Source organism: Yersinia sp. 2466 StPb PI (assembly GCF_041538325.1).
Lineage (GTDB): Bacteria > Pseudomonadota > Gammaproteobacteria > Enterobacterales > Enterobacteriaceae > Yersinia > Yersinia enterocolitica_E.
Genome location: NZ_JAULSL010000001.1, coordinates 2,191,375 through 2,208,969 on the forward strand (window position 1 = coordinate 2,191,375; position 17,595 = coordinate 2,208,969).

Here is a 17,595-nt window from a genome sequence, read left to right on the forward strand (position 1 = left end):
ATAAAATAAGCCTTGAAGGAAAGTTTGGTGAATAAAGAAAAGATTGCGCATTTAGACGCGGTAAGCCGCAAAGCCCGTACGGTAATGGAGCGAGAAGGGCTTGATGCTCTGGTGGTCACCGCCTGTGATAATTTCTACTATCTCACTGGGTTCGCCAGCTTCTTTATGTATACCTTCCGCCACACTGGTGCGGCGGTGGCGATTATGTTCCGTGATGCAGCAATTCCTTCGCAAATCATCATGAATGAGTTTGAGGCAGCCAGTGCCCACTTTGATATGCCGAATATGGTGCTAAAAACCTTTCCGGTGTGGGTCGATGTCGACTCTCCACGCAATCCCCTTAATCATCAGACCAAGCGTGAGCGGCCGATTGGCCCGCCAGTTGAAGCTGTTTTTAGTTTAGTCAAAGCAGCGCTTGAGGATGCCGGGGTGCTGGGTAAGACCATTGCCATTGAATTACATGCCATGTCTAACGGGGGAAAAGGTGTTCTGGACAAAGTAGCGCCAGGGCTGAAATTGGTTGATTCAACGCCGTTATTTAATGAAATCAGGATGATCAAAAGCCCGTGGGAGATTGAACATCTGCGCAAAAGTGCTGAGATAACCGAGTTTGGTATTGCCCGTGCAGCGAAAGAAATTCGCGTCGGTTGTACTGCGGCACAATTGACGGCAGCATACAAAGCCGCAGTAATGACGTTCCCGGAAACGAACTTCTCCCGTTTCAATCTTATTTCGGTTGGCGATAACTTCTCGCCTAAAATGCTGGCGGATGACACCCCAGCTAAGCCGGGAGACTTAATTAAGTTTGACTGCGGTGTGGATGTTGCAGGTTATGGTGCCGATCTGGCGCGAACTTTTGTTCTGGGGGAGCCGGACCCACTAGCAAAGCAGATATATGACACCATTAGAATCGGTCATGAACATATGCTCTCAAGGGTGGCACCGGGGGTTAAATTAAAAGATGTTTTTGATTCCACCATGGACGTCATTAAAAAATCGGGCTTGCCACATTATAATCGTGGTCATCTAGGGCACGGTGATGGTGTATTTTTGGGATTAGAAGAAGCACCTTTCATCAGTACATTAGCGACTGAAACGTTCCAGCCTGGGATGGTGTTAAGCCTTGAAACACCCTATTACGGTATTGGGATCGGTTCGATTATGTTAGAGGATATGATTCTCATTACTGATAATGGTTATGAGTTTTTAACTAAACTCGATCGCGGCTTACAACGTTGTGACTAATCTGCGCTGAACATCTCACTTTATGTGAATTAAATTCATCTTGGAAAATAGACTCTAGCTATTTTAGCTGAGCCTATTTTTCTTAGGTCAAAATCGTATATGACAAACATTCAAATAGTTATAAAAATTATTCATATAAAATAATGAGTTAAATTGTAGAAGTGTTTTAATAGTTTGGTTACGGGCATTTTGGCAGTAAGACCTGGTTTTCAATCAGTTCATTCTTAATGATAACGGTAGTGATAATCTACTATTGCTAATAATAGCGGACTTATTTTCTAGTTATAAGATAAATAATATTTTAGATATTAAAATTAAAAGTAGTAAAAAAAAACAGGCTAAAACAGCCCGAAAATCAAATCGTGCTACCCTTTTGCAGACGACTGTATCGCAGGATTCCCTTAGTGAAAATATTTCGTCGCTAAATTTTGCCTTTTTAAAGAGTTTTATTCTAAGATTAATCTTAATTTCATTAAAACTAACCGCTATAACACATTTTCACCTCTATTAATCGCTGGAATAACAATATTCTATAATAATTCGACAACAGTATTTTCTTTCAACTATCCTATGTAACATGCTGTAATACATTCTAAGGACTTCATTTCATCATAATTCCATAATGAAAAATGGATGTTCGTGAAGTAGCTTTCCTTGATCATCAAACAAGTTGCTGGCTTAAGGGTTATATAATGTATAACGCATTTACAACACTACTGCGCCCGTTGCACCGGCACAGAATAACTTTATTAGCGCTATTAATTTCCGGCCTTTCAGTTAATCCAGTTTTGGCAGATACACAGTATGATTCGTTAATCATCCAAGCCAGATCAGGAGATACCGCGCCGGTCCTTGACTACTTACAAAAAGAATCCAAATCTGGCCCTCTCAATAGTGGGCAGGTAGACGACTGGCTACAAATAGCCGGTTGGGCAGGGCGTGATCAAGAGGTCATTGACGTTTACGAAAGATACCACTCTTCAATGAATCTCTCTTCGCGGGGCTTAGCGTCAGCAGCGCGTGCATATCGCAATGAAAAACGTTGGGATCAGGCGTTGGCATTGTGGCAAAGCAGTTTAAAGAAAGACCCAACCAACCCAGATCTTATCACTGGCATGATAATGACTCAGGCGGATTCCGGGCGCGGTGGTGAAGCTTTACAGCAAGCGAAAGACCTGGCTGCGCGTGACCCTTCTGCAAAAAACTATATGACCCTCTCTTATCTTAATCGGGCAACCAACCGCAATTACGATGCTTTACAGGCCTCGAGTGAGGCGGTACGACTGGCACCGGAATCTGAGGAAGTATTAAAAAATCACCTCGAGATTCTGCAAAGAAACCGTATTGCCGATCCTGCGTTGCAGCTTGCCAAAGAGAATCCAAAATTAGTGACCGCAGAGCAATATCGGCAACTTGAGCGAGATGCTGCAGCGGAACAAGTCCGTATGGCGGTACTACCAACACGCAGCGAGACGGAGCGATTTTATATTGCTGATCAAGCGTTGGCTGATTATCAGGATTTGTTAGCCCGCTGGAGCAAAGATCCCGAAGCGCAGGCCGATTATCAACGTGCTCGTATCGATAGATTAGGCGCGTTATTGGTTCGCCGTAATACCGAACAACTCATTAAAGAATATGAAGGCATGGAAGCCGAAGGCTACAAGATGCCGGATTATGCACGTCGCTGGGCGGCATCTGCTTATATCGATCGCCGGATGCCAGAAAAAGCAGCGCCCATCTTGACCAGTTTGTATTACGCCGATGGCAAAACATTCCGTAATAGCGATGATTTACTTGATGCAGATGATCTCTATTATTCGTTGAATGAAAGTGAACAATTGGATAAAGCACATCAATTCGCTAAAAACTATAGCGAGCAAACGCCGTATCAGGTTGGCGTTTATGGTCTGCCAGGTAAAGAGCCGAATGATGACTGGATGGAAGGGCAGACTCTGCTGGTTCAATCCCTGGTAGCACTCAATGATCTGCCTGCGGCGCAGAAAAAACTGGAAACGCTATCCAGTACTGCTCCTGCTAACCAGAATTTACGTATTGCTCTGGCCGGTATCTATTTGGCAAAAGATTTACCACGTAAATCTGAACAAGAATTGAAAGCAGTAGAGTCATTGGCGCCACGCAGTCTTATTCTGGAACGTGCACAAGCTGAAACTGCGATGGATTTGCAGGAATGGCATCAGATGGAGTTACTCACTGATGATGTGATTACCCGTTCTCCTGAAGATGTTCCCTCTCAGGAGCTCGATCGTCAGCGCAAAGTGCATAACATGTATGAATTGCGTGTAACCGGGAATCGAACTATTTCTTCCAACAGCCCAATCAGTGGTAACAAGGATTTTGGCGTTGAAACCTTGCTGTATAGCCCCCCGATAGCTGAAAACTGGCGGGTATTCGGTGGTGGCAGCTACGACAATGCGCAATTTGAAGAAGGAAAAGGCATTAATCGTGCGACACGGTTAGGGGGCGAGTGGACATCCCGTGACCATTGGGTTGAGGCTGAAGTGAATAATCAGAATTACGGTTTTGGTAACAAAACCGGTGCTCGGTTATCGACTTGGTACGATTTTAATGATCACTGGCGCGTTGGCGGGCAGGTTGAGAGACTGGCCAAAGATACCCCATTGCGGGCATTAAAAAATAATATATCCGCTAACAGTGCGTCAGCATATGTGTTCTGGAAAGCAGATGATCGGCGTGATGCTGAAATTAGCGTGACACCGTCACGTTTCTCTGACGGTAACAACCGTTGGGAATACGAGTTCAACGGACGCCAGCGTGTCTGGACGGGCCCTTACCTGACGGCAGATCTTAGCTTAGGGTTAGCGTCGAGCCATAACACCAAAGAGGATGTGATTTACTATAACCCGAAAAGTGATTTCACTTACGTCCCTGCCATTACCCTAAACCACATTATGTATCGCCACTATAAAACCGTCTGGAGCCAACAAATTCAGCTCGGTGTTGGCGGTTATTGGGAGAAAAACTTCGGTAATGGTCTGGTAACCACGGCAGGTTATGGGCAACGCATTCAATGGAATGATGTCGTGGATACTGGGATAGCAGTGACCTACGATAAGCGCCCCTATGATGGTGTCCGTGAGCACGATCTCTCGCTCGCTTTCGATTTGAATTACCGTTTCTAAGGGATCAGCGCCATGGCGAAGATACTATTTTTTATACGAATACTTGTAGTAGGAATGATAACGGTGCTGGCCTCGGTGTGTTATGCAGAGAAACCGGTATTCGTTCCACCCGCTGAGCGGGCATTGCCGCTAAGTGAAAGGCCGTGGCAAAAAAATACCTTTGTGGTTATTGCTTATCACGACGTTGAAGATGAATCCGCAGACCAACGCTATCTGTCAGTAAGAAGCAGCGCATTAAGTGAACAATTGGCCTGGCTAAAGGATAATCGTTACAACGTGGTGTCTGTTGATCAGATTTTAGCGGCCCGTAATGGTGGCGCACCGCTGCCTAATAAAGCCATTTTACTGACCTTTGACGATGGGTACAGTAGTTTTTATAACCGTGTTTACCCATTGTTAGAAGCCAATAATTTGAGTGCAGTACTGGCTCCAGTGGGGACTTGGATCGATACGCCACCGAATAAGAAGGTGGATTTCGGTGGTTTAAGTACTGATCGCGATCGTTTTCTTACCTGGAAACAGATCAGCGAAATGGCTAAATCAAAACTGATTGAAATCGGTGCACATACTTACGCTTCCCATTACGGCGTGATAGCAAACCCGCAGGGGAATACCGAACCGGCAGCAGCCAACTTGATTTATGACCCTAAAACGAAAAAATATGAAACTGAAGCGGCTTTCAAGCAGCGGATGGAAAAAGACGTTACCTTGATAACTCAGCGTCTTATTCAGGCAACGGGCAAGCAACCGAGAGTCTGGGTTTGGCCATACGGTGCAGCCAATGGAACCGTGTTAAATATCTTACGCCAACACGGTTACCAGATGGCTATGACACTGGAGCCCGGTATTGGTAACGTCAATGATCTGATGAATATACCGCGTATCTTGATCAGTAATAATCCGTCGTTGAAAGACTTTGCCCAGTTGGTTACCTCTGTGCAGGAAAAAGACATCATGCGGGTGGCGCATGTTGACTTGGATTATCTCTACGATCCAGACCCGGTACAGGAAAAGGAAAATCTCGACAAACTGGTACAACGGATTTCTGATTTACGCGTCACCACGGTGTTCCTGCAAGCATTTTCTGATCCGAAAGGGGATGGCAATATTCGTCAGGTATACTTCCCTAACCGTTGGATACCAATGCGCCAGGACTTGTTTAACCGCGTTGCCTGGCAACTAGCATCACGCCCTGATGTGGATGTTTATGCCTGGATGCCGGTGTTGGCATTTGAGATGGACCCGTCGTTACCACGGATTAAGCGTATTGACCCAAAAACAGGGAAAACCAGTATCGATCCGGATCAATATCGTCGCCTATCGCCATTTAACCCGGAAGTCAGACAGCGCATCATCGATATTTATCGCGATATGGCCTATAGCGCACCGATTGACGGGATTCTCTATCATGACGACGCGGTAATGTCTGATTTTGAAGATGCATCGCCGGATGCTATCCGTGCATATGAGAAAGCCGGTTTCCCAGGTTCGATTGCTACCATACGCCAAGACCCGGAAACCATGGCCCGCTGGACGCGATATAAGAGTAAATATCTGGTTGATTTTACTAATGAGTTAACACGTCAGGTGCGTGATATCCGTGGTCCACAAGTAAAATCTGCCCGTAATATATTTGCTATGCCGATCTTAGAACCGGAAAGTGAAGCATGGTTTGCGCAGAATCTTGATGATTTCCTGGCTAACTATGATTGGGTTGCCCCGATGGCAATGCCGCTAATGGAGAAGGTGCCGTTATCAGAGTCTAATGAGTGGCTATCGCAATTAGTTAATAAAGTTGCAGAGCGCCCTGGGGCCCTGAATAAAACCGTATTTGAACTGCAATCGAAGGACTGGACCAAGCCTGAGGGCAGCAATGCCATCAGCGGCCCGATACTGGCGGGATGGATGCGCCAGTTGCAGTTAAATGGCGCGCAAAATTTTGGTTACTATCCGGATAACTTTATCACTGGCGAACCACCGCTAAAAGATGTCCGCCCTGTGCTATCTTCTGCCTGGTACCCTTTATATGATCGATAGAATTATTGCGTTACTCATCCTATGCCTAGTACTGAGTATACCTGCGGGTATGATCCTGCTCTTTACTGGTGATGTGTTGCTGAATTTTGTTTTCTTCTATCCGCTCTTTATGTCCGGTATTTGGATAACCGGTGGTGTCTATTTTTGGCTACGCCGAGAAAGACACTGGCCGTGGGGCGATGATGTGCCCGCACCGGAGCTAAAAGGTAATCCGTTAGTGTCTATTTTAATCCCTTGTTTTAATGAGGGAGAGAATGCGCGGGAAACCATTCACGCGGCATTGGCACAGACTTACACCAATATTGAAGTGATCGCCATTAACGATGGCTCCAGTGATGATACTGCACAAGTGCTGGATGGCCTGTTGGCTGAGGACTCGCGGTTGCGTGTTATTCATCTGGCTCATAATCAGGGTAAAGCTATTGCTCTGCGTATGGGAGCAGCAGCGGCACGTAGTGAATATCTGGTATGTATTGATGGTGATGCCCTACTGGACAGCAAAGCGGTGCCTTATTTGGTCGCGCCGCTGATTGCGAATCCACGCACGGGTGCGGTTACCGGTAACCCGCGAATCCGTACGCGCTCAACGTTGGTTGGCCGTGTGCAGGTTGGTGAGTTCTCTTCTATCATCGGGCTGATTAAACGGACACAACGTGTCTATGGTCAAGTTTTCACCGTCTCTGGTGTGGTTGCTGCGTTCCGTCGCCGAGCACTGGCGGATGTGGGCTACTGGAGCCCGGACATGATCACGGAAGACATCGATATCAGTTGGAAATTACAAATCAGGCACTGGTCAGTATTCTTTGAGCCTCGCGGTTTGTGCTGGATTTTGATGCCGGAAACCTTACGTGGTTTATGGAAGCAACGTTTGCGTTGGGCGCAGGGCGGGGCTGAAGTTTTCCTGAAAAATATGTTTAAGCTGTGGCGCTGGCGTAATCGCCGCATGTGGTTACTGTTTCTTGAATATTCACTGTCGATAACCTGGGCGTTCACTTACCTGTTCAGTATTATCCTGTTCCTACTGGGATTGGTTATTACTTTACCGCCAGGTATCCATGTACAAACAGTCTTCCCACCGGCCTTTACCGGGATGGTACTGGCGTTGACTTGCTTGATGCAGTTTGCGATAAGCTTGGTCATTGAACGGCGCTATGAGCCTAAACTGGGTAGTTCACTGTTTTGGATTATCTGGTATCCCATGGTCTACTGGATGCTGAGCTTGTTCACCACAGTGGTTTCGTTCCCCAAAGTCATGCTCAATACCAAGCGTAAACGTGCGCGTTGGGTTAGCCCTGACCGTGGGATCGGGAGGGTTAAACCATGAGTGCACCTCTTATTCACACTGAACAGCGGCTGATACCGCGCTGGATCGACATTATTATCACGGCATTGGCCTGGATAGGTTTTATCTTTCTGTTCGTGAAAGGTTTTCTCGACATGATTGGTAGAGCGCCGAATATGGGGCCGATTCCGTTCAGAATGTATATTATTAGCGGCCTGACAACCTTGGCATTGTATGCGGCGATTGCGGCATTCAATGCCGTGGTAATCATCGTCTGGGCTAAATACAATCAGGTGCGTTTTCAGGTAGAACGTCGTGGGCATCGACCACATCTGAATGATGATGAGTTGGCTAGCAGTATGGAACTTTCAGCGGAGGTGGTGGCTCAGCTTCAAGCGGGTTCCTGTCTCACGTTATATAATGATGAACATGGGCAATTACTGGACGTCAAAGAAGGACTACAGCTTCCCACCGTTGCACCGGTAGTTAATCTACGCCGGGGGTGATGGGCCATCATCTCTGAATACCTGATAGTAAGTTATTCTGTACTTATATCGGGTATTCAGACCCTGCTTGCTATTATTTCAGCTATTTCCCGCCAAAAAACGTCACTTTGTTTTGCCATTCTTGCCTTATATATTGCTATGATTTGGCAGGAATTACCGCGCGTGAAATCATTGAGTATCGTAATAATTGATATTCCTCTGCCAGTTGTGTTTAAAAGGAGCATACAGTGAAGCAAAACCATTTTGGGCAAACTATCGGCACTGAATTACCGCATTGGCAATCAGCGCAGCAACCTCAGCGTGAGATTTTACCCGGCCATTTTTGCTATCTCGCGCCAGTGAATGCAGACAAGCATGAAGCGTCGTTATATCAGGCGTATCACATGGCGAAAGAGGCCGATGACTGGACTTATTTTTATTGTGAACGACCTGAAAATGAAGCTGATTTTCATCTCTATCTGCAAACCCTGATCAATGCACCGGGGGCTGTCCACTATACGGTTATTGATGCACAGACGGGCCTTGCATTGGGGACGGTAGGCTTACAGCGAATTGATGAGAATAATGGTGTTATCGAGATAGGTTCAGTGAATTGGTCGCCACGTTTAAAACGTAACTCGGCAGGGACAGAGGCAATATATTTACTATTACATTATGTCTTCGATAAATTAGGCTATCGGCGCTGTGAGTGGAAATGCGATTCATTGAATGAACCCTCAAACTCTGCTGCGTCTCGTTTTGGTTTTCAGTATGAGGGCCAATTTCGTCAGGCGATTGTGACTAAAGGGCGCAATAGAGACACCAATTGGTATTCCATAACTGATCGTGAATGGCCATTAATTAAGCAGGCATTTAATGATTGGCTGGCTCTGGAGAACTTTGATAGTGAAGGCCGACAAATAGCACGTTTGCAGGATTTAAGAATCAGCCGTTAGAGAGGATCTGGTTAATTACATTTGAGTTTATTCTATTGTATTAATGATGTTTTTTTATTTTCGTCTTTACTTATAACCCAAATAAAAAAGGTAAAGGCGAAATTACGAAGCTCGTTTGATGCAGGGAGTAAAACAGGGCTTAATAGTATAGCGCGATGCAAAAAATAATCAGAGCAAAAAATGAGCAAATAAAAAAATTATATTTTTTTACATTTTGAGATCGCGAAACTTAAGAGTGTCATTATACTGTAATCATCTGGCGGTATTTTTCACACGGTGCATAGCTTAGGCTGTTGTTTATCACTGCGGGGATCGCTAATGCTAGAGTCCATGATTGGGCTGTTAAGACAAGACCACTGTTTTACCCAAGCAACTCGTTGTTACGAGGGCTCCCCCTCCGACTCTCATTTTCCAGCAGTACTGTCATTATCTATCCCTGATATATTTTTGTCTCCAGCGTTATTGTTTCAAGTATTCATGTCACGTAATAACTCCCTTGCGATATCGTTCTCACCCCAGACCTGTTTTTACCCAAGTCATTTTGGGGCCTGGGTGTTGACGCTACTCGCATTTTTCATTGGCTATTATTGGCTGCGAAGGAAGCCAAAAACCTCATCCGTATGTGAAACATATACCCAAAGTAATTCGAGTTGCAGGAAGTCAACACACATGCAGCTTGAAGTATGACGGATATAATCGCGCAGGCAACCGCTGCTGCGGTAGGTGAAACAAACTGTAAGGTGCCACTATGGGAAGACAGAAAGCAGTGATCAAAGCTCGTCGTGAAGCGAAACGCGTAATTAGACGTGATTCACGTAGCCATCGTCAACGTGAGGAAGAAAACGTGACATCGTTAGTGCAAATGGGCGGTGTTGAATCAATAGGTATGGCACGGGATAGCCGTGATACCTCCGTTATTCAGGCGCGTACGGAAGCTCAAGGTCATTACTTATCAGCCATAGACAATAAACTGCTCATCTTTGCGACCGGCGAAGCTGGGTGTGGTAAAACCTTTATCAGCGCGGCTAAGGCCGCAGAAGCACTGATTCACAAAGAAGTTGATCGGATAATTGTGACGCGACCTGTACTACAGGCTGATGAGGATCTGGGGTTCTTACCTGGTGATATCTCTGAGAAGTTCGCGCCTTACTTCCGCCCGGTGTATGACATTCTGCTGCGCCGGCTCGGCTCGTCTTTCATGCAATACTGCCTGCGCCCAGAAATCGGCAAAGTGGAAATTGCGCCTTTCGCCTATATGCGCGGGCGTACCTTTGAGAATGCGGTAGTGATCCTCGATGAGGCACAAAATGTAACCGCCAGCCAAATGAAGATGTTCCTAACCCGTCTCGGTGAAAATGTTACGGTCATCGTTAATGGCGATATCACCCAATGCGACCTTCCGCGTGGTGTGAAATCAGGTCTCAGTGACGCGCTGGAGCGTTTTGCTGAGGATGAAATGATTGGTATCATCCGCTTTGATAAACAGGACTGTGTCCGCTCTGCACTCTGCCAACACACTCTAAATGCCTATTCATAACTCAGTGTTATGAATGGATGACCCGATAAAAAAGGGCAAGCGTGATAAACGCTTGCCCTTTGCTTATCCCTTGGCGGGCATGAAGTTACAGCATGATAGTCATCATATAAGCGGCAAATAGCGCCAGATGGGCGGTACCATTAAGTACGTTGGTTCTGCCGGTGGAAAATGATATTTGCGACAAAATCAACACGCTGACCATCACCACGATATGTGGCGCTTCCAGACCAAAGTTCAACTCTTGCCCGGTGATTACCGCAATCAAGGTAACCGCAGGAACGGTCAGTGAAATGGTTGCCAGCACTGAGCCGAAGAACAGGTTCATCGCACGCTGTACCTGATTAGCCAGCACCGCTTTTAACGCCCCTAATCCTTCAGGGGAGAGGATTAGCAGAGCAATCAGGAAACCGGTAAATTTAGCCGGTGCATTTAACTCAGTAAGCAGTGCTTCTAATGGGTTGGCATCAAATTTGGTAACGGCTATTACTGCTATTAAATGAATTAACAACCAAAATGTGTGCCACAAGCTACTGTGTGAGGATGGCTTACCATGGTGAGGGTCACTCGGGTCGTCACCTTCATCCTCATGTTCATACACAAATAGACTTTGGTGCGTTTTGGTTTGAATCAGCAGAAAAACACCGTACATCGCGGCTGAAATTGCTGCGACAACCAGTGATTGAGCCACGCTAAAGTTGCCGCCGGGCAGGGTACTCGGTAGCACCAACACAATGATAGCCAGCGGGAATATAGCCATCAGATACTGTTTAATACCCACCAGATTGACATGCTGGGTAGCAAATTTGCGGCCGCCGAGCAGCAAGGAAACACCGACCAATCCACCAATCACAATCATGATGATTGAATAGAGCGTATCGCGCATCAGGGCGGGTGCGGCATCACCTGTTGCCATCATGGCTGAGATCAAACTGACCTCAAGCACAACAACCGACAGACTGAGGATTAAAGAGCCATAGGGTTCTCCCAGGCGGTGTGCTAATACGTCGGCATGGCGCACTACGCTAAAAGCACTGCTCAGGATACCCACAAGTGCGATCAGGTTGATAACAATAACAGCAGCAAAATTGCTGGTATCACCCCAGATATTAAGAATGACCAATGCAATGATCGGCAGGATGAGGGAGTATTCGTGATGGCGAGATTTAGATCGGCCAGGATCATTTTGCGACTTCATTTCGAGAGCGCTCCTAATAACTTTACTGCATTAAACGGGCATTAGAGCCATTTAATGATAATTAAGTGCCATATTGTAGGCTAAGTAGCTTTAAGACTAACAAATAACAGGGAATTGTCGCAGAAAATTTACAAGGTTTTAACTGGAAAGGGTAAAAAAATAGCTATGAAAACGGACACTACAGGGTAATGTCCATTGATTTTATAGATATTAATTAATCTTACTCGTCAATATTGTCCATAACTTCATGGCGCTTGTGGTGATAATCTTCTTCATTCAGGCCTTCGCGCCAGTAGGGTACAGCATAAAGTTGCTGCCGCTCACACCCTTTTTCTCGGCGCAGATAACGGCGCAATTGCACCACCATGCTATCTTCTCCCGCCAGCCAGAATGTTGACTCTTCCATCAGCAGATTCAGCGCACAGAATTGGGTTATCACATCACCTGTTTTTTCCGTACCCCCAATGACCCAACTCAGTTCCAACCCGGCAGGTTTAATCAGATTCAATACATCTTGCGGGCTATCTACACGGATGATGGCATGGCCTTCGGCATTTGCAGGCAGGGTTTCCAGTAAGGCGGCAATAGCGGGCAGTGAGGCGGGGTCACCCACCAGATAGCTGTATGCCGCTGCTGGCAACATAGTTTCCGGTCCACCAGGATTGGTAATCCCTAACCAATCACCGACTTTGGCATTGCGGGCAAAATCGACCGCCGGACCACGGTGATCATGGATAGCAAACTCAATATCCAGCTCACTCAGTTCTGGGCGAGAAGCACGAACAGAATAGGTTCGAACAATCGGACGGACCTCGGCGGCAGGCCAGATTGGACCTTTTTCACCAAGTACTGGCAGTTCCGGCTGAGTTTGGCTCGCCAAAGGTAGGAAGATTTTCAAATGAGCGCCCGCGCAATCAGACGGGTAATTCTGCAATGTCGGGCTATGGAAGGTGATTCGACGTAAATGCGGTGAGGTATCCACTATCTTTTTCACCTGAATCAGACGCGGTGGAACTGGGCGATATGTGGGTTTTGCTGCGGTTGATCCTGTGGTCACAGTTTATCCTTCTTATCCTATGATGTTTTATTCTTGGTCATCAGCCAGCAGAGGTTGTGGCTTATAAAGGGATAAACTATAACATCAACCAATGTTAATGATAATTATTTGCATAAAAAGAGTGCGATAGGCTGCAACGGCGCATTTGCCCCACAGATATGTAGGGCAAGATGAATTGATTGCTTAATTGATGGGTTTTACAATTGCCGTTCGACGGAAATGCAATCTTAAACGCAACATAGTGACCAGTGCGATAACCATCACGACCATTGCAGCCAGCGGAAGTTGCTGTAATTGCAGACCAAAAGCCAGCAAGGTGCCACCGAACCAGGCGCCCAATGCATTACCTAAATTGAACGCGCTTTGGTTAAAGGTTGATGCCAGATTAGGGGCGTCACGGGCCTGATCCACTACTAATAGTTGTAACATTGGGCACAAGGCAAAAGCCACAATACTCCAGATAAACAATGTCAGTAGTGCCGGTAAATAGAAACCAATGGTGTAATGCAGCGCCAGCAGGATAGCTATCAGTATGGCGATTAGTCGGGTCATGGATCCCACCAGGTTTTTGTCGCCTAAACGACCTCCCATCACGCTGCCGATGGACAACCCAACCCCAAGAATCAATAACACCACAGTAACGCCATGTTCAGAAACTCGCGTCACCTCACGCAATAATGGTGCAATATAAGTGAAAACAGTAAACAGGCTGGCATTGGTTAATACTGATAGCAGTAAGGCGGTTTGCACTTTTTTCTGCATCAGGGTTTTGAATTCCAGCTTAGGACTGATTCTCTTCATCGGAATATTATTCGGTAACCAGGCGATTACCGCGATGATAGCTACAATACCAATAGCACTGACACCCCAGAAAGCGGCTCGCCAACCAAAAGCTTGTCCAACTGCTGTACCTAATGGCACACCAAGTACATTTGCCAGTGTGACACCCATAAAGACTAATGCTATTGCCCGCGCCCGGCGGTTAGGTTGGACCAAATCAGTGGCGACCACCGATGCCAAACCAAAGAAAGTGCCATGGCAGAGCGCTGCAATAATACGGGCAGCCATCAATAAGTTATAGGTTTGTGCCAATGCACACAGGACATTGCCAATAATAAACAGGACAATTAAACCCAAAAGTGTGGATTTACGCGGGATTCGCGCCGTTGCAATAGCCAATAAAGGTGCGCCGATTACCACACCCATGGCATAAACAGAAACCAACATCCCGGTTTTAGGGATACTGACCCCCAAGTCATGGGCAACTTCCGGCAATAACCCCATAATTACAAACTCGCTGGTACCAATGCCAAAGGTAGCAATGGTGAGTGCGATAATAGCCAATGGCATGAGTAACTCCTGAACAGCCTTACATACATAAAAGGCTGAATAACATCAATGTCAACTCACTCCCTGGCATGAATATGAAGGAGATAAAGTCTTGGCAGATGAATTTTATTAAGCGATTTTAGCACCGAGCCAAAAGGGCGTCTAACGGCAAAGTACGATCCTCTGGGTAACTGACGCATCAGTAGGGGAGTCGGCGCTCTACCGGCAATACCAATAGCTCTGGGTATATTAAAAAGTAATTAAATATAGCTGATTTTAATTTCTTCCCCAAAATTAGAAGCCCCTCTATTTCCCCTATCTTTTTGATAATTTGGGTTATTTCAATTTTTACCACCATAGTATAGTGATTTACGTATGCCATAAGCTTTACTTAGCACAAAAAAACATAAGCAACGGTTTTTTTGTATTTGTTGGTGGCCATTTTCCCCCGTAAATCTATCTACCAAATAGAGTGAAATCAAAAGGGGCTAAATGTGAATTTCCAGCAGCTTAAAATTATTCGGGAATCAGCCCGTTGCAACTATAACCTGACCGAAGTGGCTAATACTTTATTTACCTCACAATCGGGTGTTAGCCGGCATATTCGCGAACTAGAAGAAGAATTGGGTATTGAGATCTTCGTTCGACGAGGAAAACGGTTGCTCGGGATGACTGAACCGGGCAAGGAGTTGCTGACAGTAGCCGAACGCATGCTGAATGATGCTAATCAAATCCGCCGTCTGGCTGATGTATTCAGCAATAATGATAGTGGACAGTTGCATATTGCTACCACACACACTCAAGCTCGCTACAGTTTGCCTCGGGTGATTAAAGAATTCCGCCTGTTATACCCGCAAGTTAAGTTAGTTATTAGCCAGGGGAACCCGCAAGAGATTGCAGCCATGCTGCATTCCGGTGAAGCGGATATTGGTATTGCTACTGAACTATTAATGAGTGACGAGTCTGTCGCCACGTTTCCTTATTATCGCTGGCACCACGCTATTGTCGTGCCGGATAATCACCCGCTAACACAAGACCCTAATATCACCCTTGAAACGCTGAGTACGTTGCCATTGATTACCTATCGTCAGGGGATTACTGGCCGCTCACGTTTGGACAATGCGTTCAAAAATGCTGGACTGACACCCGATATTGCACTCAGTGCACAAGATTCTGATGTAATTAAGACCTATGTTGAACTCGGCATGGGGGTCGGCATTCTGGCGGATATGTCCTACGAGGCACATCGTGATAAAGGGTTAGTACGACTAAATGCCGAACACTTGTTTGATGCTAATACTGTTTGGCTAGGGCTAAAACGAGGTCAGTTACAACGTAACTTCATTTGGTTCTTTATACAGCTCTGTAATCCAACACTTTCTTTGCATGATATTAAAGAGAAAGTGTTGGCAGAGGCAGCAGATGAGGTGGTGATTGATTACCAGATCTAGCCACGAAGCGGTAGAGATAGGCCATCTGGACAGAAAGCATCAGTCAAGAGAGTCATTATCTGGAGCAAATCGCACCTGAACTTCTGTTCCGCCATCGTCCCGTTGGCGGATGTTACAGTCACCATTCAGGCTATTTGCCCGATCCTGCATAATGATCAAACCGTAATGATTAGGCCGCTCGCTGGCCTGTCCAATCCCACAGCCGTTATCGCGGATGGACATGATGACATCACCTTGCTCAACAGTAACCCTGACTGTGGCCATACTGGCGTGAGCATGCTTATAAATGTTGTTCAGTGCTTCACGGGCAATGTTAACCATATGAATGGCTTGATGGTCGGGGACACAGTCTGACGGCAAGTTAAACTCGAGGGTAATGGGTAAACTGGCTCGCTCGCTGAATTCATTTACCAAAGTCTGAAGTGCCGCTTGTAATGTTGCCTCATTTAGCTTCAGGCGGAAGGTCGTCAGTAATTCACGTAGCTGGCGGTAGGCGATGTTAAGTTCATCGCGCATTTGCTGTACTAAAAGTTTACTGGGTTCCGGCATGTCGGGCGCTTGCATCTGCAAACAACTGATTTGAATTTTGAGGCAGGAAAGCGACTGGGCGATGGAGTCATGCAGTTCCCGGGCAATGGCTGAACGCTCTTCCATCAATAATAATTGCTGCTGATGCCGGGCTTGGCTTTCCAGAGCCAATGTACTGCTCAGTTGCTCCACCAGCATATTGACCAGTTGCTGCTGATCTGAATTGAGTGATTTATCAGTGGGTAGTTTTGCCAGTAGCAACCCATATTGACCAAGCTTATCACTCAGACTCCAACTCAAAGATTCCCGCAAAACAGCACTACTCACTCCGCCAGATGAGCTGCTAATAGTGAGTTGTGCCGGGCTGTTTTGGGGCGGCAGATATTCGCCATCGGCGTTATCAGCGAGATGATCGCGATAAAGATGATTTTCATATAAACAGATCTGCACATTTTCCAATGGTGTCAGTGTTTGTAGCTGCTCGATAATTGGAACTAAGCGCTCGCTTAATGGTTGGTGGGTATGTAATTGACGGCTACTATGATATAGAAAGGCTAATACTTGATTTTTTTGTTGTAAATCAGCGGTTTTTTGAGTAACTCGTTGCTCCAAGTCACTGTATATCAAAGAAAGTTCCTGCGACATTCGATTCAATGCGGTACCCAGCATTCCCATTTCATCTCGTTGATAAGACAGCGTATAGCGTTTGCTGAAATCACCGCGACCAATCGCATTCGCCATGGAGATTAATTGCAGCCATGGACGCAGTATGCGGCGGCGCAAATAATAGATAGTGGCCAATAGTAAACTCATTGTCAGAACAATGAACACCAGTTGAATCATGGTAACCAATAACAAGCGTTGTTCAGTTTTATGGTCAATGGCTAATACCAGAGCATCTAGCTGGTGGACAAAGTCTGCCACGTTGACGGCAACGTCATCGGGATGTTTAGCTTGTAGCAACTGTGGTTTTAGCGTGGTTTGCCAGTAACGCTCTATTTGTTGATATTGGCTGGTTAACCCTTCTCGCTGTAACGCATGTTGTAAGTCGCTACTGGTTTTATCCTGCTCGAGTGCAACCAGGTAGGGCAAATCACCATTATTTAACGGTACCATTGAAAGCAGCCGGTAGCTTTGCATGCGTAGCGAGCCTGCTTTGTTGATGGCATGCGCGTTACCCTGAATACTTTGCGCCATCCATGACGAGATAGTCATACCGGCAAGGCCCAGTAAACCCAGTAGCATCATCAGTAAAGCTATCTGATTAACCAAGGGGATGAGGTAACGTTTCATAACATAATATTCCTTTGACCAATAAACGTGGCAACCTTA

General features: G+C 46.1%; 12 protein-coding genes and 1 pseudogene. 9 read left to right on the top strand and 4 right to left on the bottom strand.

Features of this window, described 5'->3' with window-relative positions:
* Positions 1 to 27 precede the first annotated feature (27 nt).
* The 8 genes and pseudogenes from Q2T72_RS09910 to phoH all read left to right on the top strand — a co-directional run bounded on the left by Q2T72_RS09910 (position 28) and on the right by phoH (position 10,703).
* A complete protein-coding gene (locus Q2T72_RS09910; RefSeq protein ID WP_372569102.1) occupies positions 28 to 1,245 on the top strand; it encodes a M24 family metallopeptidase in 1,218 nt (405 codons plus the stop codon).
* Positions 1,246 to 1,937: 692 nt separating this feature from the next.
* Positions 1,938 to 4,406, top strand: a complete 2,469-nt coding sequence (pgaA, locus tag Q2T72_RS09915) for a poly-beta-1,6 N-acetyl-D-glucosamine export porin PgaA (RefSeq protein WP_083159065.1) — start codon at positions 1,938 to 1,940, stop codon at positions 4,404 to 4,406.
* 12 nt (positions 4,407 to 4,418) lie between these two features.
* Complete coding sequence (gene pgaB, locus Q2T72_RS09920; RefSeq protein ID WP_372569103.1) at positions 4,419 to 6,443, top strand: poly-beta-1,6-N-acetyl-D-glucosamine N-deacetylase PgaB; 2,025 nt, start codon at positions 4,419 to 4,421, stop codon at positions 6,441 to 6,443.
* Positions 6,433 to 7,767, top strand: a complete 1,335-nt coding sequence (pgaC, locus tag Q2T72_RS09925) for a poly-beta-1,6-N-acetyl-D-glucosamine synthase (protein WP_083159063.1) — start codon at positions 6,433 to 6,435, stop codon at positions 7,765 to 7,767. Before pgaB ends, pgaC begins: the two co-directional genes overlap by 11 nt.
* Complete coding sequence (pgaD, locus tag Q2T72_RS09930; protein WP_083159062.1) at positions 7,764 to 8,231, top strand: poly-beta-1,6-N-acetyl-D-glucosamine biosynthesis protein PgaD; 468 nt, start codon at positions 7,764 to 7,766, stop codon at positions 8,229 to 8,231. The genes pgaC and pgaD overlap by 4 nt, the downstream gene beginning before the upstream one ends.
* Before the next feature lie 227 nt (positions 8,232 to 8,458).
* Positions 8,459 to 9,166, top strand: a complete 708-nt coding sequence (locus Q2T72_RS09935; protein ID WP_372569104.1) for a GNAT family N-acetyltransferase — start codon at positions 8,459 to 8,461, stop codon at positions 9,164 to 9,166.
* A 318-nt stretch (positions 9,167 to 9,484) separates the two neighbouring features.
* Positions 9,485 to 9,792, top strand: a pseudogene (locus Q2T72_RS09940) (hypothetical protein).
* Positions 9,793 to 9,914: 122 nt separating this feature from the next.
* Positions 9,915 to 10,703: a phosphate starvation-inducible protein PhoH gene (gene phoH / locus Q2T72_RS09945; RefSeq protein ID WP_032906294.1), complete on the top strand. Its 789-nt coding sequence runs from the start codon at positions 9,915 to 9,917 to the stop codon at positions 10,701 to 10,703.
* Positions 10,704 to 10,788: 85 nt separating this feature from the next.
* Here phoH and chaA read toward each other — a convergent pair whose 3' ends face one another.
* The 3 genes from chaA to Q2T72_RS09960 all read right to left on the bottom strand — a co-directional run bounded on the left by chaA (position 10,789) and on the right by Q2T72_RS09960 (position 14,305).
* The gene (chaA, locus tag Q2T72_RS09950) at positions 10,789 to 11,898 is read right to left on the bottom strand and encodes a sodium-potassium/proton antiporter ChaA (protein ID WP_083159060.1); all 1,110 of its coding nucleotides are present in this window, start codon (positions 11,896 to 11,898) and stop codon (positions 10,789 to 10,791) included.
* Positions 11,899 to 12,118: 220 nt separating this feature from the next.
* On the bottom strand, positions 12,119 to 12,955 hold the full coding sequence (locus tag Q2T72_RS09955; protein ID WP_372569105.1) for a siderophore-interacting protein: 837 nt from the start codon (positions 12,953 to 12,955) through the stop codon (positions 12,119 to 12,121).
* Positions 12,956 to 13,138: 183 nt separating this feature from the next.
* Positions 13,139 to 14,305, bottom strand: coding sequence for an MFS transporter (locus tag Q2T72_RS09960; RefSeq protein ID WP_083159058.1), 1,167 nt, complete (start codon positions 14,303 to 14,305; stop codon positions 13,139 to 13,141).
* Between the two features lie 473 nt (positions 14,306 to 14,778).
* On the opposite strand from Q2T72_RS09960, the gene cbl reads away from it, so the two are divergent.
* Positions 14,779 to 15,735, top strand: a complete 957-nt coding sequence (gene cbl / locus Q2T72_RS09965; protein WP_083159056.1) for an HTH-type transcriptional regulator Cbl — start codon at positions 14,779 to 14,781, stop codon at positions 15,733 to 15,735.
* A 39-nt stretch (positions 15,736 to 15,774) separates the two neighbouring features.
* On the opposite strand, the gene narX is transcribed toward cbl, so the two are convergent.
* On the bottom strand, positions 15,775 to 17,556 hold the full coding sequence (gene narX, locus Q2T72_RS09970) for a nitrate/nitrite two-component system sensor histidine kinase NarX (protein WP_083159055.1): 1,782 nt from the start codon (positions 17,554 to 17,556) through the stop codon (positions 15,775 to 15,777).
* Between the last annotated feature and the right edge of the window lie 39 nt (positions 17,557 to 17,595).